The sequence below is a fragment of the Sphingobacterium hungaricum genome (genome assembly GCF_015210005.1).
Lineage (GTDB): Bacteria > Bacteroidota > Bacteroidia > Sphingobacteriales > Sphingobacteriaceae > Sphingobacterium > Sphingobacterium hungaricum.
In genome coordinates this window covers 2,470,428-2,496,685 of record NZ_MU158698.1, presented here as the reverse complement: position 1 = coordinate 2,496,685, position 26,258 = coordinate 2,470,428, and the positions used below count along the sequence as shown (strand labels likewise).

Below are 26,258 nucleotides of genomic sequence, written 5' to 3'. Positions count from 1 at the left end.
CTATAGCGAAACTCCTCGTCTCCAAGGAATAAAATCATCTTGACCCAATTGGACAGCTTTTGGCAATTCGTTGCCGCTCGCCACTTCAATCACATAGTCTAGGATACGATGCGCGGCTTCTTCAATACTCTCCTGCCCATCGATAATTGTTCCGCAATTGATGTCGATAATGTCCGGCATCTTCTCAAATGTTTTGGTATTCGTTGACAACTTAATCACTGGCGTAATGGGATTTCCCGTCGGGGTTCCCAGTCCTGTTGTAAACAAAACAATATTTGCCCCAGCGGCGACTTCAGCTGTTGTACTTTCTACATCATTGCCTGGCGTACACAATAAATTTAGCCCTGGCTGATTTGCTAATTCCGGATAATCTATTACCGCTGCAACGGGCGATGTACCGCCCTTTTTCGCTGCACCAGCAGACTTAATCGCATCTGTAATCAATCCATCACGGATGTTTCCTGGAGATGGATTCATGTAAAATCCCGAACCATCCGCTTCGGCTTTGGCGTTGTACGTCGTCATCAGCTCCATAAATTTATTAGCCGTAGGCACGTCAATGCAGCGATCGCTCAGTTCTTGTTCAACACCGCAAAGCTCTGGGAATTCGGACAAAATCACCGAACCGCCTAAGGTCACCAACATATCAGACAAATAACCCAGTGCTGGATTCGCTGAAATACCTGAAAAACCATCTGAACCACCGCATTCCAGACCAATGCATAATTTATTCAACGCAGCGGGTTGACGCGTCTGTTGATTCGCTATAGTTAATCCCGCAAAAGTAGCTTTGATTGCTTTCTGCATCAGCTCTTGTTCGGTTCCTTCAAATTGCTGTTCGAAAATATACAGCGGTTTATCGAATTGAGGGTCACGCTTGGCGATTTCATTTCTCAAGATAGACGCTTGCGCATGCTGGCATCCCAAACTTAAAATCGTTGCGCCAGCAACATTTGGATGCGTGATATAACCCGCTAACAAGCCACATAAAGCATCCGAGTCCATGCGTGTTCCGCCACAACCCATATCGTGGTTTAAAAATTTCACGCCATCCACATTCTCAAATAAACGTTTAGATTGACGGTTTTGCTTGGCTGAACTTAAATCTACTTGCAACAATTCATCCACCGAAGCTCCATTTTGGTATTTGGCAATCAGCTCATCGACTTTGTCGGAATAATCTTTTGATTCAATCTGATAGCCTAATTTCTCTTCCAGCGCCGACTTCAGCGTCAAGACATTTCTGTTTTCGCAGAATACTAACGGAATCACTAGCCAATGGTTGGCAGTACCCACTGTTCCATTTGACCGATGGAAACCGTTAAATGTTTTATTTGAAAAATAGGATACATCTGGTTTCTCCCATGCTAATTTGCGTTCGCCCAGCTGATAACCTTCAGCTGCATGCCTTAAATTGTCGGTCGTAATCAATTCGCCTTGTGGCAAATCGTAGTTTAATTTGCCCACAAGAACGCCATACATCAACACTTCGTCGTCCTTAAGCATGGCATTTATCGTAAACTTATGTTTCGCTGCAACCGCATGTGCCAATGGAAATTGCAATCCCGCAAAATCAATAATTTCGCCTTGCGGCAAATCCCTTAAAGCCACCAGCACATTGTCTTTCGGATGAATCAACACGTAAGGCTGTCTGTTCTTATCCATATTATAACTGAAATATTTTATCCATAATTACCCACTTCTCTCCTTCTTTTGCTCCTGGAATCGCCGATTGGTATTTCCACATCAGCTGCTCCCATTCTTGCACTTTTTCATTTTCTGCATCAAGCTGTCCTTTCTTTTCAAAACTAAACTCATCATTCACCTCCATAATCATAAACAACCGGTTTTCAAATCGATAGATTTCCATATTCACTACTCCTGCATCCAAAATCGATTGTTTGATTTCAGGCCAAATGGCTTGGTGATAATCTTCGTATTTGGCAATCAATACCGGGTCATTGACCAAATCCAATGCTAAACTATATCTCTTCATTACTAATTAGTGTAAAGTTTCTGTTTTCTCCACGGCAATGTTCTTTGTGTTTATGGCAAAGATTGCCACCACGATAAAACATAGCAAAACTATTGCATAACCAAATTGCAGATTGCCGGTCTTATCCGCTATCAAACCTAAAATTGGAGGAATAATCGCGCCACCAACAATAGCCATCACGATCAGACTGGAAGCCGATTTTGTGTCGGAACCAATGCCTTCAACCCCTGTCGCAAAAATCGTCGGGAACATAATCGACATAAAGAATGCGATGCCAATCAAGGCATATAAGGTATTCACTCCTGAGCCAAACATCACGTAAATGGTCAATGCACTTGCGATTACTGCATAAATTAACAGCAATTTGGACGGCTTGATGTACTGCATAAAGAATGTGCCGATAAAACGGCCAATCATAAATGCAAATCCTGCAGCTCCGGCATACCAACCCGCATCTTTATTTGAAATACCAGCGATATCTGTTGCATACAGCACTAAAAAGCTCAACACGCAAACTTGAGCGCCGACATAGAAGAATTGTGCAATGACCGCCCATTTTACATTTTTATGTTTCCAAGCGTGGAAAAAACCACCTTGAGGCTTCTCATCCTTGTCTTTGATGTCTGGCAATCTTGTGAAATAAAACAGTACAGCGACCAACAGAATAATAACTCCAAGAATCACATAGGGTGCTTTGACTGCCGCAGTTTCAGCCTGAATGTAAGCCGTTCTAGCCTGTTCGCTTAAATCAGCTATTTGATCTGCAGAAAGCGGTTCTTCAGTCAATATGTATTTTCCCCCGATAATCGGTGCAATAAATGCTGCCAAACCATTAAATGACTGTGCAAAATTCAAACGTTGGGTCGCCTTTTTTGGATCGCCCAACACGGTCATGTAAGGATTTGCAGCCGTTTCCAAAATGGTCAGGCCACACGCAACGATAAACAACGCAGCAAGGAAAAACGGATAACTAATTGTATTTGCCGCAGGCACAAAAAGGAAACATCCAATGGCAAAAATCAGTAAGCCAATTAGAATCCCAGCTTTGTAGCCATATTTTTTTATGATCATTCCGGCAGGAATGGCCAAAAGAAAATAAGCGATAAAGACTGCTGAATCGACTAAAGATGCTTGTAAGGTTGTTAAACTAAAGGCATTTCGCAAATGCGGAATCAATATAGGATCTAGATTATGAATAAATCCCCAAAAGAAAAATAACGACGTAATCAATACAATCGCCATCGTATAGCTTTTTGTTTGTGTCATAAATTGTACATGCTTATAATTGTTAGGTTAAAATTAACAAGATTTTTGACGCAAGGATTGAACTATTTTACCTAAGTAGTAAACTATTTTACCTTATAATTTGTACTTTTATCTAACGATTAGAATAAATATGTAAGTACAGATGCAGATTCAGCGATTAAGCCATTCTCACGCTTCCAAACAAATCTATACCCGAAGGCATGACACGAGACCTCAATACCACAACATTTGGCATTACCATGAGGAAATCGAGTTTATACAAATCAACAAGGGTTCGGGCACCGTATTTATAGGAGATTGCATCCGAGAATTTTCCAATGGGGATGTTTTTCTGATCGGAAGCAACCTACCCCATTATTGGTTATTCGATGAAGAATATGTGCTGGATGAAGAGAGCAAAGCGGACATCAACGTCATCCATTTTTTGCCAAACTTTTGCGGTGATTCGTTTCTTCAGTTGTCTGAATGCCAATCCATTTCCAACTTATTGCAACATGCGAAAAAAGGGTTGTTGTTTCGGCGAACAGATAAGACCATCCGGAAGTTTTTTGAAAATTTATTTGACTATAAAGGGATTAAACAAGTTACGGCTTTATTGGATATTCTGGATTATTGTGCTTCTGATCTTTCGATGGATGTACTCGTCAGCGAAAATTATGCATTTCTGAATCAGCTGGACGATTACGATCGCATGAATAAGATTATGGATTACATTCGTGTATCTTATAAAAACCCGATTAAATTAAATGACCTTGCTACAGAAGCTGGCATGACACCCAATTCGTTTTGTCGCTATTTCAAAGTCAAAACTGGAAAAACCTTATTGGAATTCTTAACCGAAATCCGCATCGCTACGGCTTGCAAACAATTAAAAGAAAGTTCGGTTTCGATTAAAGAAATGAGTTTTGATTGCGGATTTAATAATTTCGTGAGCTTTCATAAAGCTTTTAAGAAAATCACAGGTAAGACACCTATGGAATATAGGAATTGGGGGTAAAATAATACTGGGAAAACCTTCATCATAAAATCAATTTCTTTATCTAAAAGAGTAATTCGAATAGAGTAATTTGTTCTAACCGCCTCATCAACTAAACAAACCTATTACATCTTTGTTAATTTTAGTATGAGAGCAATATGGACAGGAACTATTGGCTTTGGGTTGGTCAATATTCCAATCAAAATATTTAGCGCGATTCAAAATAGCCAATTGGATTTGGATATGCTGGATCGCAAAGACCAATCGAATATCAAATTCAAGCGCGTCAATGAAAAGACCGGCAAAGAAGTCGAGTGGGATAATATTGTTAAAGGTTACTTGCTGAAAGATAAATATGTCGTTTTGGAAGATGCTGATTTCGAAGAAGCCTTGCCAGAGAAAACTAAGAGCATTGATCTCCAAACATTCGTCAAAGAAGATGATATTGACAGCATTTACTTCGATACGCCCTATTACCTCGAAGTTCAGAAAGGCGGTGAAAAAGCGTATTCTTTGCTGCGCAAAGCGCTTGAAAAAACTAAGATGGTCGGACTCGGAACTTTCGTAATGCGTACAACAGAAAACTTAGCGATTATCAGACCGTATGAAGGCATGTTATTGCTCAATAAATTGCGTTTTGAAGAGGAAATCCGAGATTTCAGCGACCTGAATATTCCAAATGCCAAAATCTCCAAAGGTGAAATGGATATGGCCGTCTCTCTGATCAAGCAACATAGTTCGGATTTTGATATTTCCGGTTATAAAAATGAATATGCAACCGAACTATTGAAAATCATTAAGCAAAAATCCAAAGGTAAACGGGCTTCAATCCGTAAGCTCAACGTCGACAAAGAGAATACAAAAGCTTCCGAGTTATTAGCGAAATTAAAAGCGAGTTTGGGATAATGATAAGTAAAAATTCAAAAGTAAAAAGTAAAAAGTAAAAAAATTATATAGCATAATAATTGCTATGCTAATTTAGAAGGGTTTACGGATAGTTAGAATAGGTTATTGAGGAAAGATCTTATTAATGAATTGTACTTGTCATTCTGATACGAAGTGAAGAATCTCCACGTTATTAAAACCTTAGAAATCAACTCTTCCGTTTCATCAATGTAATAATAGTTAATTCTCTTCAATAAAATTTTCGTCATAGAAATTCCCACATCTCAAATCTATTGTCTGAAATCTTAAAATTAAATATCTTTAAATCCTCTTTTTTATCAAATATTCAACTAAAATCACAGATGCGATTCCAGCTGTGTACCAGAACATATCAACCCACGAGAAAGAATTACCAAGCAACATTTTTGCCCATTCAGAATTTTCAAGCCCCAGCCAGTTGATAAAATTGATTGATTGCAAAAACTCAATAAAATACGCAAATAATAAAACAAAAATTGCCACCGGCAAAACTGGTAAGTTCAAAAAACTTTTAATAAAGCAATACAGCAAAATAACCACCAAAAAATCGCCGAAATAAGGACGTATAAAATCATCATGGACGTATAACGCAATAATCAGTTCAATAACGAATAGAATCACGGCTAGCAAGAAGTAGGTTATAGTGAATTTTAGCATAATAATTTATCTTTTAAAGATAAAAGTTATAAATGTAATTTATCTATAAACGTTGTGAAGAAAATTGAAAACGTTCGATAAATAGTTTAACTAGATTTTACATTCAGGACATCTATTAAGACAAATTACGCTATCTTTAGTATTCAAAATAAAAATCAATGGAACTACTCCCCTTATTTGCTAAAATATTTACTGGAATCGTCGCGGTAGAACACTTGTATATTTTGTATATGGAAATGTTTGCCTGGGAAACGTTGGGAAAGAAAACTTTTAAAGGTGCGCTACCTGATGAACTTTTTAAACCAACAAAAGGTTTAGCCGCGAATCAGGGACTATACAATGGCTTTCTCTCGGCAGGATTGATTTGGAGTTTCTTTATTGAAAACCCCATTTGGCAAAATAATGTGGCAATATTTTTCTTAAGCTGTGTAGTTGTTGCAGGCTTATATGGTGCTATAACAGCATCAAAGAAAATATTTTTCACCCAGGCTTTGCCAGCAATTATTGCGTTGGTGTTGGTTTTGTTGGCGAGATAGTTGAGCTTTATTATTTATCGCTACTAAAAATATTCCATTCATAAAAAAAGGATATTAGCTCTTAAACCAATATCCTTTTCCTAAAAAATCACAAAGTTTTTTTAATTTTTACTTTTTAATTTTACTTATACAAATACCTAATTTCTTCTCTGAGGTTATATTTCGAAGCCATTACCTCACCATAAGCGCCAGCGCTTCGGATTGCAATTAAGTCTCCTCGTTTACTTTTAGGAAGCAATACTTCTTTGCCGAAACAATCTGAACTTTCGCAGATTGGGCCGACAACATCATAATTCAGCGATTCAGCACCTTCCACATCCCCCACACGTTCAATTTTATGAAAAGCTTGATACAAAGCTGGGCGCATCAATTCAGTCATTCCTGCGTCGAGAATTAGAAAATTTTTCTTAATGCCGCTCTTTGTAAACAGTACTCTACTTAACAGTGTCCCGCATTGTGCTACCAAAGCTCTTCCTAATTCAAAATGCACTTCTTGTTTAGGAGTGCGTTCCAAGAATTTATCAAATATTTCGAAGTATGCTTCAAAGTCGGGAATAGCATTGGTATCCGGATTGTGGTAATCGATGCCTAATCCTCCGCCAACATTTAATACTTTGATCGTCGTTCCGCGTTCTTCAAACCAATTTTTCCACTCATTCACTTTCACACAAAGGCTTTTGAAAACATTTAGGTCGACGATTTGTGAACCGATATGAAAGTGCAATCCGACCAATGTCAGGTTTTCACATTTCCTCAAAATAGAAGCTGCAATTTCCAATTCCGAATTCGGCACGCCGAATTTGTTTTCGTCCAGACCCGTTGTAATGTAGTGATGCGTGTGCGCATCAACATTTGGATTGATACGGAGCGATACATTGGCTTTCACGCCGACTTCGCCTGCTAATGAATTGATCACTTCCAACTCTTCGATCGATTCAACATTGAATGCGAAAATATCATGACGTAAAGCAGTTAATATTTCCTTATCTGCTTTTCCTACGCCTGCAAATGTAATTTTATCGGGCGCAAAGCCCAAGTCAATCGATTTTTGTACTTCATTTCCGCTCACACAGTCTGCACCAAAGCCTTTGGATTGGATCAAGGACAGCAATCGTTCATTAAAATTAGCCTTCAAAGCATAATGAACGTGGAAATTACGTTTTTCTGCTGCAGTTTTTGCAGCATCTAAAGTTTGTTCTAATAAGGGTAGATCATAATAGTATGCTGGTGTGCCCAGTTGCGCTAGCTGTTCTACTTCTTCTTTTGTTAATGTCATCTAAATCTTTTCTTAAAACAAACGGTTATGTAGTGAGCGCAAAGCTTCTACTTTATGTTCAGTATCCAACAATAAAGAAACGTTATAATCCGATCCGCCATACGATATCATGCGTACTGGCAAATGTTTTACAGCATCTAGTACGCGAGCAGCATAGCCGTGAGTATTTGCTCCAAAATCACCGACTACACAAACAATAGTCTGATCTTGATCAACGCTTACTTTACCGAAATCATTGACCTCCTTAATAATATCTTCCAGGTTACGGGTATCGTCAATCGTCAGGGATATCGCAACTTCAGAAGTCGTAATCATATCGATCGGCGTTTTATAGCGTTCGAAAATCTCGAACACCCTACGCAAGAAACCATACGCCAACAACATGCGTGTCGAGTGAATATGGATTGCCGTAATGCCATCTTTTGCAGCTATCGCGCGAATAGCTCCCTTTTGTCCACCATTTTCGCTGATTAAAGTTCCTGCAGCCTGAGGATCCATTGTATTCAACAAACGTACAGGCACATTGTATTTTTGCGCTGGAAATACACTTTGTGGATGCAAAATCTTAGCGCCGAAATAGGCAAGCTCTGCAGCTTCGTCGAAACTCAAATGAGCAATAGGCGTTGTGTTTTTCACAACGCGAGGATCATTGTTGTGCATTCCGTCGATATCCGTCCATATCTGGATTTCTTCAGCCTGAATAGCAGAACCAATCAGCGAAGCTGTGTAGTCCGATCCGCCTCGGCGAAGGTTATCGATTTCGCCAAAAGAATTTCGGCAGATATATCCTTGCGTAATAAATAACGTATTGCCTGGATGTTCGTTTAATACTGCTGTTAATTTCTCTCCGATATAAGGAACGATCGGCTCGTTGTCCTCATCGATTTTCATAAAATCAAGTGCAGGCAATAAAACGGCAGGGACCCCGATTTCTTTTAAATGAAAATAAAATAAGGCTGTTGATATCAATTCTCCCTGAGCCAAAGTAATCTTTTCTTCTACTGGCGTAAATAATTCATTGGATAAAGAAGCGATCAGGTTAAAATGATAATCGATCAATTGATGTCCATTCTTCAAACCCTCTTCAGTGGTAAACAATTCTTGCAGCAATGCCTCATACGAGTCTTTAAGCTTCTTAATCAATGTAATGGCCTCGTCCTTCTTACCTAAAAGAAATGCCTGAGAGATTTCAACCAATGCATTCGTTGTTCCCGAAACTGCGGAAAGCACAACGATCTGTTCTTCCTGAGGATTGACAATGTCCAGTAAGGCTTTGATGCGCTCTGCGCTCCCTACTGATGTCCCACCAAATTTTAAAATTTTCATGTTAATTAGTACGCTTTTTTAAAAAGTTTTTGAATATAGAAAAATCCCGACGCATTTTATGCTTTAAATGAATTTAAATGATGCTTTATCGATCAGTCAGCTAAATCATTTTCTATATCCGCTTGTTTGTTTTTTTATCTTTTGTAAATTATTTCAGTCTTAAATCCTTCGATGTCGAAATGCTTAAACAAAAAAAAGCGGCACAAATGCATTTAAGCTTCTGTGCCGCATAATAAGTTATGCGGAAGAATTACTTCTTCAGTGCATCGATCAATAAATTTGCTAGTTCAGCACCGATTCGCTCCTGTGCTTCATTTGTGGCTGCGCCAATATGAGGCGTCAATGAAATGCGAGGGTGGCTCAAAATCTCCGCGCGAGGCGTAGGTTCGTTATCAAAAACATCTAATGCTGCAAAGGATACCTTGCCTGAATCCAAAGCTTTGACTAATTCCAGTTCATCAATTACGCCACCTCTAGAAGCATTGACTAAAGCAACGCCATCTTTCAATGTTGGGAATTCATCTACTCCGATAATCGGACGATCTGTAAACGGAACATGCAAAGAAATAAAATCAGAAACCTTCAATAGGTCTTCTACTTTTACTTGTTTGATTGGCACATCAACAGTCACTCCTTGAGAAAGACTCAAAGTCAATGCTTCCGGACCTTCGAAAAGATCAGAATACACAACATTCATTCCCAATCCCAAACCAATTTTAGCGGTTTCTCTTCCGATGCGCCCAAAACCTACAACACCTAACGTTTTACCGCGAAGTTCGATTCCATTTGCATAAGCTTTTTTCAAAGCTGCGAAATTTGTTCCGCCTTCTGTAGGCATTTTACGATTCGCATCATAAACGAAACGCACGCCATTTAACAAATGCGCAAATACCAATTCGGCAACGGACAACGAAGATGCTGCCGGTGTATTGATTACAGCAATTCCTTTCGAACGTGCATAATCCACATCGATATTATCCATCCCAACTCCACCTCGTCCTATCACTTTCAAGTTTGGACATAGGTCGATTAAATCTTTTCTAACTTTCGTTGCACTGCGAACAGTAATGGCATCGTAAGCATTTAATTTTACAGGCAATTCTTCTTGTGGAATGTGATTCACGTCCACTTCGAAACCTGCATCTTCCAATATTTTTTTACCTAACGGATCAATTCCGTCATTAGCTAAAATTCTCATGTATTCAGACTAAAATTATTTTTTACCTTCTTCAAATTCTTGCATCGCATCGACCAAAGCATTGATTGAGCCAATGCTTAATGCATTATAGATTGACGCTCTAAATCCACCCACGGAACGATGACCTTTAATCCCAATCAAGTTGCGCTCTTTTGCTAAAGCTAAAAATTCCGCTTCCAATTCTGGTGTATCCATGACAAAAGTCACATTCATGCGTGAACGATCCGCCACATCAGCCGTACCTCTGAAATATGGATTGCGCTCAATCTCATCATACAATGTACGAGCTTTAACAATATTTTCTTGTTCGATCACAGCGATGCCGCCTTTCGCTTTTAACCAGCGTAGGTTTAGCATCGATACGTAGATTGAAAATACTGGGGGCGTATTGTACATTGAACCTGCTTTCGCATGTGCTTCGTATCCGAAAATTGTCGGTAAAGTACGTCCAGATTTCCCAAACAAATCATCCTTAATGATCACTAAAGTTACTCCAGCTGGACCCATATTTTTTTGAGCGCCCGCATAGATTAAATCGTAATCAGCCACGTTGATATTTCTGCTTAAAATATCCGAAGACATATCCACAACGATTGGAATAGACGCTTTAGGTGTTTCAAAAACTTCTGTACCGTATATCGTGTTGTTTGATGTAAAATGAAAATATGCTGCGTCAGAAGGTATTTCGTAGCCTTTAGGCACGTAGCAGTAATTGCGGTCGCTTGACGATGCCACAACTTCTACCTGCCCTACTTTCTTAGCTTCTTTTGCTGCTTTAGACGCCCATACACCGGTATCTAAATAAGCTGCCTTCGCTCCTTCTGGTAAGATATTCATAGGAACCATCGCAAATTGCTGACTTGCTCCTCCTTGTAAAAACAAAACCGAATAGCCATGAGGAACATTTAATAATTCCCTAACCAATCGCTCTGTTTCGATTACGACCGCTTCAAATTCTTTCGAACGATGCGAAATTTCTAAAATGGATAAACCGGTATTATCGAAGTCTAAAACTGCCTGCGAAGCTTCTTGGAAGACTTCCTTAGGCAAAATACACGGCCCTGCACCAAAATTATGTTTCATTTATACTGATTTTAATCCCTTTATTGTGTTTATAAGAAAACCTAAGTTTTTTTTAAAGCACAAAGTTAAAATAATATTTATAAAATTTTAATCCAAACCAAAGATTTATTATAAATCATGTAATTATACTGTCTTATTACTGAAAATTTTACACAAAACACAGACATGTAACCACTTAACTTTTAAGATAATTCTCGTTGATTCAAGCTGTTTGACAATCGATTTTCGTACGCATAATTATCGCCAAACAGTAAAAAAAGTCGTATCTTCGCATGCGACGTGTGGAAAATTCCCACCCGTGAATCGCTAGTTTGATTGATACCAAATAAATATGGCTGAAGAAACAGAAAATGAAAACAATTTAGTTCCTGCTTTTGACAGGATTATTCCTATTAATATAGAAGACCAGATGAAATCAGCGTACATCGATTATTCGATGTCAGTGATTGTCTCTCGTGCTCTACCTGATGCTCGAGATGGTTTGAAACCCGTACATAGACGCGTATTATATGGTATGCTTGATTTAGGTGTTACATCTGGTAAAGCGTACAAGAAATCCGCACGTATCGTCGGTGATGTTTTAGGTAAGTATCACCCACATGGTGACTCTTCTGTATACGACGCGATGGTTCGTATGGCTCAAGATTGGAGCTTACGTTATCCGATGGTCGACGGGCAGGGTAACTACGGCTCAGTCGATGGAGATCCTCCAGCAGCAATGCGTTACACAGAGGCAAGATTAAAAAAGATTGCTGAAGAGATGTTATCGGATATCAACAAAGATACCGTTGACTTCCAGCTAAACTTTGATGACTCGCTTCAAGAACCAACTGTTCTGCCTACTCGTATCCCTAATTTGTTAGTGAATGGTGCTTCTGGTATTGCCGTAGGTATGGCTACCAATATGGCTCCACATAATTTGACCGAGGTTGTCAACGGAACGATTGCTTACATTGATAATCGGGAAATCGAGATTTCTGAGTTAATGCAATTTGTAAAAGCTCCAGATTTTCCTACAGGAGGTATTATCTATGGTTTTAATGGTGTAAAAGATGCTTTTGAAACGGGTCGCGGAAGAATTGTGATGCGCGGTAAAGCAGAAATCGAAACCTTGAAATCTGGGCGTGAATGCATTATCGTGACCGAAATACCTTATCAGGTCAATAAAGCGAACATGATTGAGCGTACAGCTGAATTAGTCAATGAGAAGAAAATCGAAGGTATTTCTGCCATTCGCGATGAATCGGATCGTGACGGTTTCCGTATCGTTTATGATATCAAACGCGAAGCGAATGCAAATGTTGTGTTAAATAATCTATACAAGTACACAGCTTTACAAACCTCATTCTCTGTTAATAACATTGCCTTGGTAAAAGGCCGTCCGATGTTGATGAACTTAAAAGATATGATTCACGAATTCGTGGAACATAGACATGAAGTTGTTATCCGTCGTACAAAATATGAATTAGCTGAAGCTGAAAAAAGAGCGCACATTTTAGAAGGATATTTAATTGCTTTAGATCATTTAGATGAGGTGATTAAATTAATCCGTAGTTCGGATACACCTGAAGATGCTCGCGTAGGCTTAATGGAGCGCTTCTCTTTATCAGACATTCAAGCCCGTGCAATCCTAGATATGACGCTTCGTCGTTTAACAGGACTGGAACGTGATAAAATTAAAGAAGAATACGCTGAGTTAATGAAAACCATTGACTATTTAAAAGAAGTATTGGCTGACGAAAGTCTTCGGATGAAAATCATCAAAGATGAATTAGTCGAAGTCAGAGACAAATATGGTGACGAACGCCGTTCGGTTGTTGTACATTCTGCGGAAGACATGACCATGGAAGATTTTATTGATGATGAAGAAATCGTTATTACAATCTCCCATAACAGTTACGTAAAACGTACACCATTATCTGAATACCGCCGTCAAGGACGTGGTGGCAAAGGTTCTATTGGGTCTAGCACACGCGACGAAGATTTCACAGAACACATTATTACTGCTTCCGCGCATAACTATTTGTTATTGTTTACCGAAGCTGGACGCTGTTTCTGGTTGCGCGCATTCGAAATCCCTGAAGGAAGCCGTACTTCCCGCGGACGTGCATTGCAGAACATCATCAACGTTCCCAAAGACGAAAAAATCAAAGCATTTATTAAGGTGAAGAACTTGAAAGACCAAGATTACTTGGAAAACAACTTCATCATTATGTGTACTAAAAAAGGAACGATTAAGAAAACTTCTTTAGAAGCTTATTCGCGTCCAAGAGCAAATGGTATCAATGCAATCAACATTAATGATGGCGATCAGCTGATCGAAGCAAACTTAACGAATGGCGAAAGTGAAATCGTAGTTGCTTTACGTTCAGGAAGAGCGATCCGTTTCAATGAATCTAAGGTTCGTCCAATGGGCAGAACGGCTACTGGGGTACGTGGTATCACATTAGCGCACGAAAAAGATGAAGTTGTTGGCATGATTAGTGTAAACAGTACTGATGCAACTATCCTTGTAGTTTCAGAAAAAGGCTACGGAAAACGGACGGACATTGAAGATTACCGTGTAACCAACAGAGGTGGTAAAGGGGTTAAAACAATCAACGTAACCGATAAAACAGGTGAATTAGTTGCCATCAAAGACGTAACAGATGCAGATGATTTAATGATTATTAATAAATCTGGAATTGTTATCCGTATTGGAGTTGATACTTTGCGTGTAATGGGTAGAGCAACACAAGGCGTTCGATTGATTACTTTAAAAGGTAATGATGAAATCGCATCCATTACCAAAGTAGATCGTGAAGAAGAAATTGAAGAAGAATTAACTTCTGAAACGGATGAATCAACTGGTACTGTCTCTGATGAAGAATCAACTGGTACTGTCTCTGATGAAGAATCAACCGATCAAATTGAAAACAACGATAGCGATGAATAATCATTTTTTAATTTTTGTTTTTACTCTACTTGCTTTAGGAATAAGCAACAAAACTAGCGCGCAATCCAATTATAAGGAGGCTTCGAATAGTTTTGCTTTGTACTCCCAAACAGGTGATGTAAAGAATCTGGAAAACGCAAAGAAATTTATTGATGAGTCCTACAAAACCAAAAGGGATAGTACAAACTCAAGAAATATCGTCATGCGTTCTATGATTTATAGTTCTTTGGCTTATGCAGATTCAACACGAAAAATTAAAACGGATCGCGATCCTATCTTCATAGCTAGAGATGCGCTAAATAAATTAAAACCTCGCGATTTAGAGAACTACATCGCTGAGGTATCTTACATCAAACAGAATTTAGCAGCCGCATTTATTTACAAAGCAAACAAAGCATTAGAAGCGAAAGATTACGCAGCTTCTTACGGATATTTTGAATCGGTAAATAAATTGGCGATTAAAGGTGAGGATGTAACGTACAATCTCGCTCTATTAGCTGTTAAATCTGGTAAACTAGCTGATGCTGTCAAATACTATACAGAAATTATCAATAGAGGAAACAGCACCGCAAGCCAGCATTTGGAATTAGCCGACGTATATAAAATGCAAGGTGAAGAGCAAAAAGCGTTGACTACACTTGAAACGGCCAACACAAAGTTTCCGAATAACAAGGCAATTTTGTTCCAGCTGATTGAAGAGTATGCGGCAAATGAATCGTACAATGCAATTGTTCCTGTAATTGATCAAGCCATCAAATTCGAGCCAGAAAACATCAATCTGAATTACCTGGCAGGTTATGCAAATGAATCTGAGAATAATCTGGTTCAAGCGAAAACCTATTATCAGAAGGTTGTACAGCTGGATCCAAACAACTACGAGTCTAATTTGGCATTAGGTTTGTTGGCATTAGACCAGTTTCTGAAAGATACTATGAATCAGGAAGCACAATACAATGCGCAGAACTATTTATTAAAGGCAAACGAAATACGTCCTTACGACATCAATGCATTGAAATCTTTAGCGCTGTATTATAAAACAGCTGATGACGATGCTCAATTGGACAGAGTAAATTTATTATTAAATCAACTTTCAAATAATTAATTAATATAATTTAAAATAGGTATGAAGTATATACATTCTTTTTTATTCGTTTTATTTATTGCGGCAAGCACAAATTCTTTTGCTCAGGTAGCTAACCTTAGAAAAGCTAAAACTAATCTTGAAACTTTTCAGAAATTTAGCGAAGCTGGAACTGCAGAATTAGGAAAATCAGGCCTTACGGCGGCGAAAGAAGCAATCGACGAAGCTATCGTTCATGAGAAAACTAGTGCTAATCCAGAAGTTTGGACTTATTACAGCATTATCTATGCGAATTTGGCTAATCTAGAAAAAAGCGAAGATTACGAACAAAAAGCGGTTGCAGGTATTGCGAAAGCAACAGAATTAGATACAGATAAGAAAAATGCAGATAACATTAAAGTTGCTGGTCAGATTTTACTTGCTAATAGCTACAACAAAGGAAAAGAAGCATGGGATAAACAAGATTTCGTATCTGCTTACAAAGCTTTTGACGGTGCTTTAGCTTATGCTCCTACCGACACTACGCTAATCTACTATTCTGGAATCGCAGCAATCCAAAACAAGGATTATGAAAATGCAATCAAAAAATATACGCAAATTTTAGACTACCCAGATTACCCAGAGTATAAATCAGTAGTAGTTGATTTACCAAAATTGTACTTATCTGCTCAAGATACAGCTAATGCGCTTGTATTTGCTGCGAAAGCAGTAGAATTGCTTCCAGATAACAACGACGCAGCTATTCAGAACATCGAATTAAATTTATCTGCTGGAAATGCATCTAAAATCATTTCTCAGATTGAGGCTCAAATTGCAAAAGATCCGACAAACAAATTCTTGCAATACTACCTTGGTGTAGCTTATAATGCGGATAACAAAGAAGTTGAAGCATTAGCAGCATTTAAAAAAGCAGTTGAGATTGATCCTAATTTCTTAGAGGCAAATGTAAATGCAGCAGTGAACATCATGAATGCAACAAGAGATAAATTGTTTAACCTAAATGAGGACAAAACATTATCGACAAATGATTACAACAAAAAAGTAGATGAAATCAGAAAAGAAATTCTTGCTGCTGAACCTTATTTGTTGAAAAGTGCAGAATTAGAGCCTACTGAAGTTGAACATTTAAAACGTTTGAAAAACTTCTATGACTTTACACAAAACGAAGCTAAATCAGTTGAAATCCAAGCTAAAATAGATGCTTTTTAAGTAAATTGAATAAACTTATAAAAGAAAGGCTTTCCGAATCGGAAAGCCTTTTGTTATTTATAATAAATCGATAAATACGTTTTTTAAAGCCATGCTAATTCTTCTTTCTTCGTATCTTTGGAGGATCATATGAGGCTGAACAAAGACGATATATTTTCTATTTCATCGGAAGAAGAATTTAATGCACAAGCACTGGCTATATTTCAATATCAGGCGAAAAATATTTCGGTATATGGCGAATATTTAAACCTTATCAATCGTCCGATAGATTCCGTTCAGCATTATCGCGAAATCCCTTTTCTACCGATCGAACTTTTTAAATCACAGAAAGTCCTTCCTGAACATGCACAGGCAGAGGTGATTTTCACGAGTTCAGGAACGACTGGACAAATTACAAGCCAGCATTTTGTGGAAGATGTTTCTGTCTATGAACAAAGCTTTAGATTAGCTTTTCAACAATTTTATAGACAGCCCAAAGACTTAGTTATCTTAGCGCTGCTTCCATCCTATCTCGAACGTTCGGGTTCCTCATTGATTTACATGGTCGACGATTTGATCAAACATTCTGCTCAACAGGAAAGCGGTTATTTCCTCTATAACCATCAGGAACTTTATGATACATTGATTTCCTTAAAATCTTCGAAAAAGAAAACCATCTTGATCGGCGTAACCTACGCCCTACTCGACTTTATCGAACAGTATCAATTAGATTTTCCGGAATTGATTGTGATGGAAACAGGAGGAATGAAAGGCAAGCGCAAAGAAATGATCCGAGAGGAACTGCATGCTTTGTTGTCAACAGGATTTAATGTGGAAACCATTCATTCCGAATACGGAATGACGGAATTATTATCCCAAGCCTACTCTTCAGGTTATGGAATTTTTTCATGCCCTAACTGGATGAAGATTGTATTGAGAGATACCAATGACCCATTAACTTTGTTAGACGAGCATAAGAAAACGGGTGCAATCAACGTGATTGATTTGGCAAACTATAACTCTTGCTCGTTTATAGCGACCCAAGATTTAGGTAAATTCCATTCGGAAAATACATTTGAAATCTTAGGCCGTTTTGATCAGTCTGATATCCGAGGATGTAATTTACTTGTTCAATAATTATTGCAAGCTTCGGTCATTGAATGTATTTCCTGCATTCATATCGCCGGTATCATATCCTTTCTTAAACCAATAAGCCCGTTGTTCAGAAGTTCCATGCGTAAAGCTTTCTGGATTCGAATATCCTTGAGCACTTTCCTGAATATGATCATCACCAACAGCTTCTGCAGCGCGCATCCCTTCTAGGATATCGTTATATTCCAATTCTACCTTTGAATATTCATTTGCATAATGCGCCCAAACTCCAGCATAGAAATCGGCTTGCAATTCGGTCATCACCGAAATTTTATTGTATTCCGTTTCGCTCATGCGCTGACGCATGGCATTCGTCTGCTCCATTACGCCCAAAAGATTTTGAATATGATGCCCAACTTCATGTGCAATCACATAAGCCAATGCAAATTCACCTTTGGCACCAAACTTTGTGGATAGCTCCCGATTAAAAGATAAATCCAAATACACCGTTTGATCCGCCGGACAATAGAAAGGCCCATACTGCGCCAAACCTTGTCCACAACCTTGTGTCTGCGTTCCGCCGGTATAAACAACCAGTTTGGTATCTGTGTATGTTTTTCCTTGTTGCTTAAATAATTCAGACCAGACTTGATAGGTGCTCGTCAAAACCACATCTGAGAAATCCATCAATCGATCTTCTTCCGGCGTAGATTGATATTCGCCCTGCTCATTGACCTGGGTTGTTTGTTCTGTAGCGATCTGGTTCAATAATAAAGATGGATCCGCACCGCACATCCATGCAATCAATAAGATTACTATACCGCCAATTCCGCCAAATGCTATTCGCTGACCTCCCGACGAACCGCGTCGGTCATCAATATTGCCTCTTCTATCGCCTTGTTGCCACTTCATAATGTTAATGTTAAATGTCCTTCAATTTAGCAAAATTAATTAGTATTTAATTAATTGATATTATACAAACAAAAATGTATTTTTTTAGTTTTATCTTGCGCCATTAAAATTTTAAATACGCAATGAGCAACTTGTTATTGGAAAAAGAATTATTCGCGCGCAGCGAAAACCAATGTGAATTATGCCGATCGACCGATACACTTTCTATTTACGAAGTACCTCCAGAAACGCAAATTAATGCCGATACAACGATTTTATTATGCAAAGCTTGTATCGATCAAGTTGATAAAAAAGAGCAATTAGATCCTTCACACTGGCGCAACTTATCCGAAACCATGTGGTCACCGTTTGCTCCTGTCCAAGTCGTTGCTTGGCGCATGTTGAGCCGTTTGAGAAATGAAAGCTGGGCTTCAGATAGTTTGGACATTTTATATCTGGACGAAGAAACGCTGGACTGGGCAAAGAAAACAGGAGATCATGAACAAGAAGGAACTGTGGATTTTCATCAAGATAGCAATGGAATGCGATTGGTTGAAGGTGACACTGTCGTTCTGATCAAAACATTGGATGTTAAAGGCTCATCCATCAATGCTAAATTGGGTACAGTGGTCAAAAACATCCATTTAGTTCACGATAATACCGAACAGATCGAAGGCAAGGTAGAAGGACAAACCATCGTTATTCTCACTAAATATTTAAGAAAAGGATAAATTTATTCACTTATTTTCCAATTTGCATGTCAAGAAATTTAAAACGCACCATGTACATTATTTTATCATTAGTTGTCATACTTTTTGTTGTCTATTACTTTTTTACTAGACAAGAGCAAATGGGTCAAGTTCCTTCAGGTCTTCGCTTGGAGCGAATGTCGGGAACAGCAACCTACAAAAACGGAGCATTCGATAATTTATCCGTAACGCCGTCACTTTCAGAAGACGACAACTATTTCAATGTGCTTAAAAACTTCCTGTTTGGCAAAGAAAAACGCAACGAGCCAACGGATGAAATCCCACATATCCAGACTGATTTACACAGCCTGCCATTGGACAGCAACCTGTTAGTATGGTTTGGACATTCTTCTTATTATCTTCAACTCGATGGCAAGCGATTTTTAATTGACCCTGTATTTAGCGGCGCTGCTTCTCCTCTACCGGGATCGGTCAAAGCTTTCGCTGGCGCGAATACTTACGGAGTTGATGATATGCCAGAAATCGATTACCTCGTTATTTCACATGACCATTGGGACCATCTGGACTACAAGACTATTCTTGGCTTAAAAAACAAAGTCAAACAAGTGATTACTGGATTAGGCGTAGGTTCGCATTTTGAACTGTGGGGTTATGACCCTAAAGTAATAACCGAACTTTACTGGCATGAAAGTGCGGACTTATCTCCAAGTTTCAAAATCACAGCTACGCCAGCAAGACATTTTTCCGGCAGGTTATTAACAAGAAACAATACCTTATGGGCTTCCTACGTCTTACAAACCCCAACGGCTAAATTATTCTTAGGAGGTGATTCGGGATACGATACTCATTTTAAACAAATTGGCGAGCAATACGGACCTTTTGATTTGGCCATCTTAGAAAATGGACAATACAACAAAAGCTGGAAATATATTCACATGATGCCGGAAGAAGTCGTACAAGCAAGTCAAGATTTGAATGCAACGAAATTCTTTCCCGTACATTCCTCAAAATTTTCATTGGCTTTGCATCCATGGGATGAACCATTAATTCGCGTCAGCAAAGAAGCAAATTTAAAACAAGTACCTTTGATTACACCGAAAATCGGCGAAGTGGTTTATTTGAATCAAAATCAGCTCTTCGAGCAATGGTGGGTCGGAAAAAATTAATTAAAATTTAGCAAGTAGATAATGAATGAAATTGTATTAATAAGCGGAGCACTTTTCGGAATACTTGGAATTATCCTAGGTGCTTTTGGGGCGCATTTATTTAAGAAATTTCTCCCTGAGGAAAAACTAGCGTCCTTTGAAGTGGGCGTGCGCTATCAATTTTATGGTGCGCTAACTTTACTGGTAATCGGTTTTAATGGAAATTTCGATATGCAAGCTTATCGAGTTGCCTACTATTGCATTACTATCGGAACAATCCTATTTTCGTTTAGCATTTATGGATTATCCTTTGCCGACTATTGGAAGAAAAACTTAAAATTTCTAGGGCCGATTACTCCTCTTGGCGGATTATTGCTTATCATCGGATGGGTCGCCCTATTGATTGCATTTATCAATTAATTGCATACTTATCAATCCTAGCTATTTTACTTAGCCCGTGAAGACAGCATCCATCAAAAGCTTTTTGACTGAATACCTATTCAAATGGATATTGATATGCTTAATTACTGGGGCGCTGGTCGGAACTGTATCTGCATTTTTTCTGTTTGCCTTAGATTGGGTGGGCAGTTATAGAGAAGCGCATCTATGGATTATCGGATTTCTTCCCTTGGCGGGAATGTTGATGGTTTTCGCTTACAAGAAATGGGGAAAAGGAACGGAAAAGGGAAATGATTTAGTTCTTGAAGCCTATAGCAATAGTTACACGAATATTCCATTGCGCATGGCGCCAATGATTTTATTCAGTACATTAGTGAGCCATTTATTTGGAGCTTCGGTCGGACGTGAAGGAACAGCCATTCAATATGGAGCTTCTATCTCAAACCAATTCATTCGCTTATTTTCATTTACAAAAGAAGAAAAACGAACCCTAGTATTAATTGGCATCGCATCAGGATTTGCTTCCTTATTCGGAACGCCTTGGGCCGGAACAATCTTCGCTTTAGAAGTCGTTCGCGCTGGCAAATTTCGATGGAAAGCTATCGTTCCGATTTTGCTAACATCCTTTTTGGCCAATCAGGTTTGTTTAGTCTGGAATGCGCATCACACAAGTTATTCCGCTATCAGCAATTTACCTGGTGAATGGTTAAAAACATTGGCCTATGCGCTTGGAGCTGGAGTTTTATTCGGCTTAGCGGCGATGCTGTTTGTGTACTTTGGAAAGTTATTTAAAAAAGCTTTCGGTTATTTTGCAAATCCTTATATCGCTCCGATTATTGGAGGACTGATTATTATTCTGTCAGTATACGCTTTGGGCACCAGCAAATACATCGGCTTGGGCATTCCAACAATTAAAGAAGCATTTGCTGTTCAATTGCCCACTTATGATTTCTTGATCAAAATAATTTTAACGACTTTGTGCCTTCGGGCAGGTTTTAAAGGTGGGGAAGTTACGCCCCTCTTTTTTATTGGCGCGACTTTAGGAAATGCGTTATTCCTATTTATTCCTTTGCCGATGGATTTATTGGCAGGATTGGGCTTTGTTGCCGTTTTCGCCGCTTGCACAAAAACACCATTGGCCTGCACGATTATGGGCATTGAACTCTTCGGAATGGAACCCACGCTTTATTTTGCGGCAGCATGCTTTGTGGCTTACTATGTCTCTACAAGCTACGGAATTTATCGGCAACGCCATCGACTGCCTTACTACTTTTCTCTGAGCAAGAACTAGAAATTGAAATCCCTCATTGCGAAACGCAATGACATAAAAAGCCTCCAACAGTTAAAATCTTTGGAGGCTTCGATATGTAAGAACACTATATAATTATGTCTAATTAATAAAAATTCTTCTGTCTCTAGATGTGAAAGAAAAGCAAACCTTTTTCTTAATCTTTATGTTCAAATTATTTATCATAAAAGATAAAGAAATACAGAATACCCAATACCACTATTGTAATAAAAATGGTCCAATGAACGGTATATCCTGCTGGCTCATCATTTGGTTCTTCCACAACTTTTTTTGGAACTTCTTCTTCATCTTCTGCCATATGCTTAAAATTTGTGGTTATCTATTGCTTGAAGTATCAACTTGATTCGTATCAATCGGAGTTGCGATTGTGTCAGATTGATTCAAATTATAACGTGTTTCGTCTCCATTCGTAGGAGGTAGCGCAGTAGGCTCACCGTCCGTTTTGTTTGCATCTGGATTATTGCAAGCTGCCAAGGTGAAGAAGCAGCCAACTGCCAACATCAGTATTAATTTCGTAGTTTTCATAGTTCTTATAGTTTTAGTTGATAAAATAAGATATATAATTAAAACAGTCAGATTATGCTAATTGTTTGATTAAATTTGAATTAGCTGTTTTAAGAATTTCTGAAGAAAAATGGCGTAATCTCATAAATGACTGAAAATAAAACACTTACTGATGAATCATTTCGTATAAATCTTCGATAATTTCATGTGCTGTTTTCTGAATAATTTCTTGAGGCGAACCATTGTACTGACATTTTTTAGATAAGCCCATGTTCTCAAAAAAGATATCGACATATACTGTTCCGACAGGCGCTACATCACTCGTTTCCTTACATTCAGAAGCAAAACCCGTAACAGCAATCGCGATGTCAGGACTGTATTTCCGTTCAAGCCCTTTTATCATCGCATTGGTTACTTCAGCCGAAACGCCACCGTAATTATGTAAGATTTGGTCATCAATATTTAAAATCTGCTTTTTCATATCATCATGGTAGCAGACGATAGAACCTAAGAAATAATCTCCGGAATATTTTTCTAAACTAAATAGAAGTCCCAAAAATCCGGCAGTCATGCTTTCAGCTAATACCAGTTTTAGTCCCTTTGCTTTAAAATAGGTCCCGCAATACGCGAGCTTTTCTGTATGAATATCCATGTTTTTCAAATAAAAGTTCAACAGTATAGATGGTTTTATGTCCCAATCAAACACATTTGGTTCATAATAATTTAATTTAAGGAAATAGGTTTTAAGTTGTTTCTTAGTACTAAACAGCAATTTTGAAAAAATGTTTGATTTAGGAGAAAGTAACTTTTCAAAGTAAAAAGCTTTTCAAAGTAAAAAGCTTTTCAAAGTAAAAAGTAAAAATTCAAAAGTAAAAATTCAAAAGTAAAAATTCAAAAAACCTTTCTGGTCGCTAGCGCACGCGTTTAATTCCCCTAACACCCGAAGGGGGAACTATTGCGGAATGTCTTTCTGTATTTTTGAATTTTGAATTTTTCTCGGTTTTTTGAAATTGGAAAGGCTATACACAGAGTTCCACAGAGGATATCGCAGAGTTTCGCAGAGCTAGGTTCCATTACGCCCGAAGGGGGAACAATTGTAGAAAGCCTTGCTAAATTTTTGAATTTTCACTTTTGAATTTTGAATTATCCTCCGTGTCTTTTGCGCCTTCTCAGTGTCCTCTGCGGTCTTTTGAATTTGGAAAGGCTATACACAGAGTTTCGCAGAGGATATCACAGAGTTTCGCAGAGTTAGATCTTAAAACATTGAAAGTGCTTGCTCTTTTTTGAATTTTCACTTTTGAATTTTGAATTATCCTCCGTGTCTTTTGCGCCTTCTCAGTGTCCTCTGCGGTCTTTTGAATTTGGAAAGGCTATACACAGAGTTTCGCAGAGCTAAGTCCCCCTTACCCCCGAAGAGGGAACTATTGCGGAAAGCCTTTCTGAATTTTTACTTTTTTCCTTTAGGATGCGTATGGAAATCAGGCATATCGTTTAGCTGTTCTTTCTGAGGATCTACCCCTGCTTCGCCATCCCCTTCCTGCTTCTTATCTCGTTTTTCAATGACTGAGGTAATCGTCTTTTTCTTTTTAGGTTGTTCGTCTTTATTGATAATCCCGACTTGATCACTTTCTTTCTTAATAGCCATAGTTTTTCGGTTTAGTGTTGTTCTCTACCTACAAAACAGGCTACTTCCAACAATGTTTTACGATTGTATAGAATTTCCTATGTTTAGGTTCAACTCAACGTCTCGCACCAGCGTAATCTTTATATCAATTACTAAAGCCCTTCACTCTATCTACGCACCTGCCCTTCTTACTTTTGAATTTTCAACTTTTTACTTTTGAATTTTGAATTATTTAATTATCCAACGCATACAAAGCGAATGTACCTAACCAATGGCTGCCCATATAATCATCTTCTTTAGAAAGGTTTGGAAGCGAATAAGCAATGTGTTCAGATGCAATTCGTTGCAAATGTTCATTTTCAGTTACGGGTAGTTTTTTCGCGATGCCATAAAGACAAGCCGCACGGCTATAATTCAAGCCATCGAGATGCACTAATTTCCCATCCGTGCGATCTTTTACTTTTCCAGGCTCAAGAGTATAGTCAGCACGCGTAAATTCTGGCAAGAAATCAGCAAACCACTTCTCAAAAGCAGGCGCATCCATTATTTTGCTCATCAAAAATGCTTCTTCTAAGCAAGGCGATAAAAAGTCAGAACCGCTTGGCTCGTAAGCCAATGGGCAACCTTTGTCCTGCTCAAATAACCTTTTTGAATGTTCCACAATGCTGGATTCAAATTCCTTATTCCCGACTCTCCGGGCATAATCTAGGGATAAGGATAAGCCAAATGCAGAATTATCATGCTGTCCGGAACGGATTGGGTAGACCAATTTTGGCAAATAATCGATGTATCGCTTGACCAACAAATCCGTCAGCGGATCCAATGCCGATTTCCATTGCTTCGCATCCTCATTTTCCCAAGTTGACAATTCTTCTTGCACCTTAAATAACCATGCCCAACCATACGTGCGCTCAAAACCCAAGTTATTTTTATCTTCAAAGAAGGCTTTTTCAACCAAACCATTTTCTTTCGTCAGATGTTGGTTTAATAAAGTTCTTACTTCGCCAATAGAATCTAAATCGGGATAGGCTTTCAATAATTTAATCACCGACCAATAGCCATGTACGGAAGAATGCCAATCATAGCATCCGTAAAATATCGGGCGCAAAGCTTTCGGTGTTTTTAGATCGGCAGCACTGCCAATTGTTTGCCCTAGTTTGTTGGGGTATTCCACGGGAATGCAATGCACAGGCATCGCAAATATTTTTTTAGCTAAAGATCGGTCTAGCTTATAGGAAGTCACCGGCACTGAATCTTTTGGCTTGTCTTTTTGGTTGGATTGGCAGGAAATCATACCGAATAAAATGATTGAATAGATAATCCTTGATAGATTGAATTGCATATAATTTATTTTTCTGCAATTAATATACTGCTTTTTAAACTTATTTATAAAATTTTTGTTATTTCTAAAAACAACGAGATGAACATATCGGACTTAATTTCAGGAGGTATTGGTTCAAAGGTGGCCAATAACATTTCCAGCAAAACAGGTATTGACAGCAACAAGACTAAATGGATCATTGCTGCCGCAGTTCCTTTGATGATCGCCGCATTAAAATACAATGCTTCGAAAAAAGAAGAAAAAGCGCAAAGCATTGACAATGCCGTGCAAACGAAGCATACCGGAGAAGTTTTGGATCAATTGGACAATCAGCTTCCAGCAGAAGATGATGAAGACAATGGAAAAATTGTTCAGAATATCTTTGGCAAGAACAAAGATTCTGTGGAAAATGACCTGTCGGAAAAATCGGGATTAGACAAAGGCAAAATTGCCGGCATCTTGGCTATACTCGCTCCTATTGTCATGGGCTATATCGGCAAACAGAAAAACGGAAGTGGCGGTACGGGTATCGGCGACTTGATTGGGAATATTTTGAATGGCGGAAAGTCGGGAACTTCAGATAGCAATTCTTCTTTCGGAGGCTTGGGAGATTTAGTTGGCGATTTCTTTAATAAGGACAAAGACTCCTCCTCTAAAGGAAGCATTTTGGATAAAATCACAGGAATGTTTAAATAAAAATTAGAAAAAGTCCGTTCGCAACCGATGCGAACGGGAGGAAAACCACAAAGAAATTAGTCTTTGTGGTTTTTTATTTATGGGCAGCTTATTGTACTATTTACACACATTAAATTTCTTATCGC

The 26,258-nt window shown here is 38.5% G+C and carries 26 protein-coding genes; 12 read left to right on the top strand and 14 right to left on the bottom strand.

Annotated features, from left to right (window positions below; genetic code table 11):
* From C4F49_RS14070 to fucP, 3 genes are read right to left on the bottom strand one after another with little or no spacing between them, the layout of a single operon-like run.
* The gene (locus tag C4F49_RS14070) at window positions 1-1,665 is read right to left on the bottom strand and encodes a UxaA family hydrolase (RefSeq protein WP_196936481.1); all 1,665 of its coding nucleotides are present in this window, start codon (window positions 1,663-1,665) and stop codon (window positions 1-3) included.
* Between the two features lies 1 nt (window position 1,666).
* The gene (locus C4F49_RS14065) at window positions 1,667-1,996 is read right to left on the bottom strand and encodes an L-rhamnose mutarotase (protein ID WP_196936480.1); all 330 of its coding nucleotides are present in this window, start codon (window positions 1,994-1,996) and stop codon (window positions 1,667-1,669) included.
* Window positions 1,997-2,002: 6 nt separating this feature from the next.
* Window positions 2,003-3,262 carry an L-fucose:H+ symporter permease gene (gene fucP / locus C4F49_RS14060; protein WP_196936479.1) on the bottom strand — a complete coding sequence of 420 codons (1,260 nt, stop codon included), beginning with the start codon at window positions 3,260-3,262 and terminating at the stop codon, window positions 2,003-2,005.
* A gap of 142 nt (window positions 3,263-3,404) precedes the next feature.
* Here fucP and C4F49_RS14055 point away from each other — a divergent pair, with 142 nt between their 5' ends.
* Complete coding sequence (locus C4F49_RS14055) at window positions 3,405-4,259, top strand: AraC family transcriptional regulator (RefSeq protein WP_196936478.1); 855 nt, start codon at window positions 3,405-3,407, stop codon at window positions 4,257-4,259.
* A 126-nt stretch (window positions 4,260-4,385) separates the two neighbouring features.
* On the top strand, window positions 4,386-5,144 hold the full coding sequence (gene ku, locus C4F49_RS14050) for a non-homologous end joining protein Ku (RefSeq protein ID WP_196936477.1): 759 nt from the start codon (window positions 4,386-4,388) through the stop codon (window positions 5,142-5,144).
* A gap of 300 nt (window positions 5,145-5,444) precedes the next feature.
* Here ku and C4F49_RS14045 read toward each other — a convergent pair whose 3' ends face one another.
* The gene (locus C4F49_RS14045) at window positions 5,445-5,819 is read right to left on the bottom strand and encodes a ribosomal maturation YjgA family protein (protein ID WP_196936476.1); all 375 of its coding nucleotides are present in this window, start codon (window positions 5,817-5,819) and stop codon (window positions 5,445-5,447) included.
* Between the two features lie 158 nt (window positions 5,820-5,977).
* On the opposite strand from C4F49_RS14045, the gene C4F49_RS14040 reads away from it, so the two are divergent.
* The gene (locus C4F49_RS14040; protein ID WP_196936475.1) at window positions 5,978-6,355 is read left to right on the top strand and encodes a DUF1304 domain-containing protein; all 378 of its coding nucleotides are present in this window, start codon (window positions 5,978-5,980) and stop codon (window positions 6,353-6,355) included.
* Window positions 6,356-6,476: 121 nt separating this feature from the next.
* On the opposite strand, the gene lysA is transcribed toward C4F49_RS14040, so the two are convergent.
* From lysA to serC, 4 genes are all read right to left on the bottom strand, one after another.
* Entirely contained in the window at window positions 6,477-7,631 is a 1,155-nt protein-coding gene (gene lysA / locus C4F49_RS14035; protein ID WP_196936474.1) for a diaminopimelate decarboxylase, read from the bottom strand.
* A 12-nt stretch (window positions 7,632-7,643) separates the two neighbouring features.
* The gene (locus tag C4F49_RS14030; protein ID WP_196936473.1) at window positions 7,644-8,957 is read right to left on the bottom strand and encodes an aspartate kinase; all 1,314 of its coding nucleotides are present in this window, start codon (window positions 8,955-8,957) and stop codon (window positions 7,644-7,646) included.
* Window positions 8,958-9,207: 250 nt separating this feature from the next.
* Entirely contained in the window at window positions 9,208-10,155 is a 948-nt protein-coding gene (locus tag C4F49_RS14025; protein WP_196936472.1) for a D-2-hydroxyacid dehydrogenase, read from the bottom strand.
* 15 nt (window positions 10,156-10,170) lie between these two features.
* Window positions 10,171-11,238, bottom strand: a complete 1,068-nt coding sequence (serC, locus tag C4F49_RS14020) for a 3-phosphoserine/phosphohydroxythreonine transaminase (RefSeq protein WP_196936471.1) — start codon at window positions 11,236-11,238, stop codon at window positions 10,171-10,173.
* Window positions 11,239-11,569: 331 nt separating this feature from the next.
* Between serC and gyrA the strand changes: the two genes are divergently transcribed.
* The 4 genes from gyrA to C4F49_RS14000 all read left to right on the top strand — a co-directional run bounded on the left by gyrA (window position 11,570) and on the right by C4F49_RS14000 (window position 17,579).
* Window positions 11,570-14,173: a DNA gyrase subunit A gene (gyrA, locus tag C4F49_RS14015; RefSeq protein WP_196936470.1), complete on the top strand. Its 2,604-nt coding sequence runs from the start codon at window positions 11,570-11,572 to the stop codon at window positions 14,171-14,173.
* Entirely contained in the window at window positions 14,166-15,275 is a 1,110-nt protein-coding gene (locus C4F49_RS14010; protein WP_196936469.1) for a tetratricopeptide repeat protein, read from the top strand. Before gyrA ends, C4F49_RS14010 begins: the two co-directional genes overlap by 8 nt.
* A 21-nt stretch (window positions 15,276-15,296) precedes the next feature.
* Window positions 15,297-16,463, top strand: a complete 1,167-nt coding sequence (locus C4F49_RS14005) for a tetratricopeptide repeat protein (protein WP_196936468.1) — start codon at window positions 15,297-15,299, stop codon at window positions 16,461-16,463.
* A gap of 129 nt (window positions 16,464-16,592) precedes the next feature.
* Window positions 16,593-17,579, top strand: a complete 987-nt coding sequence (locus tag C4F49_RS14000) for a LuxE/PaaK family acyltransferase (protein ID WP_196936467.1) — start codon at window positions 16,593-16,595, stop codon at window positions 17,577-17,579.
* Here C4F49_RS14000 and ypfJ read toward each other — a convergent pair whose 3' ends face one another.
* Window positions 17,580-18,446, bottom strand: a complete 867-nt coding sequence (gene ypfJ, locus C4F49_RS13995; protein WP_196936466.1) for a KPN_02809 family neutral zinc metallopeptidase — start codon at window positions 18,444-18,446, stop codon at window positions 17,580-17,582.
* Window positions 18,447-18,568: 122 nt separating this feature from the next.
* Between ypfJ and C4F49_RS13990 the strand changes: the two genes are divergently transcribed.
* Genes C4F49_RS13990 through C4F49_RS13975 form a run of 4 tightly spaced genes read left to right on the top strand, consistent with a single transcriptional unit; the run spans window position 18,569 to window position 21,970 of the window.
* Complete coding sequence (locus tag C4F49_RS13990) at window positions 18,569-19,156, top strand: PhnA domain-containing protein (protein ID WP_231388319.1); 588 nt, start codon at window positions 18,569-18,571, stop codon at window positions 19,154-19,156.
* Between the two features lie 26 nt (window positions 19,157-19,182).
* Complete coding sequence (locus C4F49_RS13985) at window positions 19,183-20,301, top strand: MBL fold metallo-hydrolase (protein WP_231388318.1); 1,119 nt, start codon at window positions 19,183-19,185, stop codon at window positions 20,299-20,301.
* A gap of 21 nt (window positions 20,302-20,322) precedes the next feature.
* A complete protein-coding gene (locus C4F49_RS13980; protein ID WP_196936465.1) occupies window positions 20,323-20,700 on the top strand; it encodes a DUF423 domain-containing protein in 378 nt (125 codons plus the stop codon).
* 37 nt (window positions 20,701-20,737) lie between these two features.
* Window positions 20,738-21,970 carry a chloride channel protein gene (locus tag C4F49_RS13975; RefSeq protein ID WP_196936464.1) on the top strand — a complete coding sequence of 411 codons (1,233 nt, stop codon included), beginning with the start codon at window positions 20,738-20,740 and terminating at the stop codon, window positions 21,968-21,970.
* Between the two features lie 172 nt (window positions 21,971-22,142).
* Here C4F49_RS13975 and C4F49_RS13970 read toward each other — a convergent pair whose 3' ends face one another.
* The 5 genes from C4F49_RS13970 to C4F49_RS13950 form a co-directional block, all read right to left on the bottom strand.
* A complete protein-coding gene (locus C4F49_RS13970; RefSeq protein WP_196936463.1) occupies window positions 22,143-22,286 on the bottom strand; it encodes a hypothetical protein in 144 nt (47 codons plus the stop codon).
* Window positions 22,287-22,303: 17 nt separating this feature from the next.
* On the bottom strand, window positions 22,304-22,513 hold the full coding sequence (locus C4F49_RS13965) for a hypothetical protein (protein WP_196936462.1): 210 nt from the start codon (window positions 22,511-22,513) through the stop codon (window positions 22,304-22,306).
* A 145-nt stretch (window positions 22,514-22,658) separates the two neighbouring features.
* Window positions 22,659-23,144 carry a CinA family protein gene (locus tag C4F49_RS13960; protein ID WP_196936461.1) on the bottom strand — a complete coding sequence of 162 codons (486 nt, stop codon included), beginning with the start codon at window positions 23,142-23,144 and terminating at the stop codon, window positions 22,659-22,661.
* A 795-nt stretch (window positions 23,145-23,939) separates the two neighbouring features.
* Complete coding sequence (locus C4F49_RS13955; RefSeq protein ID WP_196936460.1) at window positions 23,940-24,137, bottom strand: hypothetical protein; 198 nt, start codon at window positions 24,135-24,137, stop codon at window positions 23,940-23,942.
* A 211-nt stretch (window positions 24,138-24,348) separates the two neighbouring features.
* Entirely contained in the window at window positions 24,349-25,458 is a 1,110-nt protein-coding gene (locus C4F49_RS13950; protein WP_196936459.1) for a DUF2891 domain-containing protein, read from the bottom strand.
* Window positions 25,459-25,536: 78 nt separating this feature from the next.
* Here C4F49_RS13950 and C4F49_RS13945 point away from each other — a divergent pair, with 78 nt between their 5' ends.
* A complete protein-coding gene (locus C4F49_RS13945; protein WP_196936458.1) occupies window positions 25,537-26,133 on the top strand; it encodes a DUF937 domain-containing protein in 597 nt (198 codons plus the stop codon).
* The last annotated feature ends 125 nt before the right edge of the window (window positions 26,134-26,258 follow it).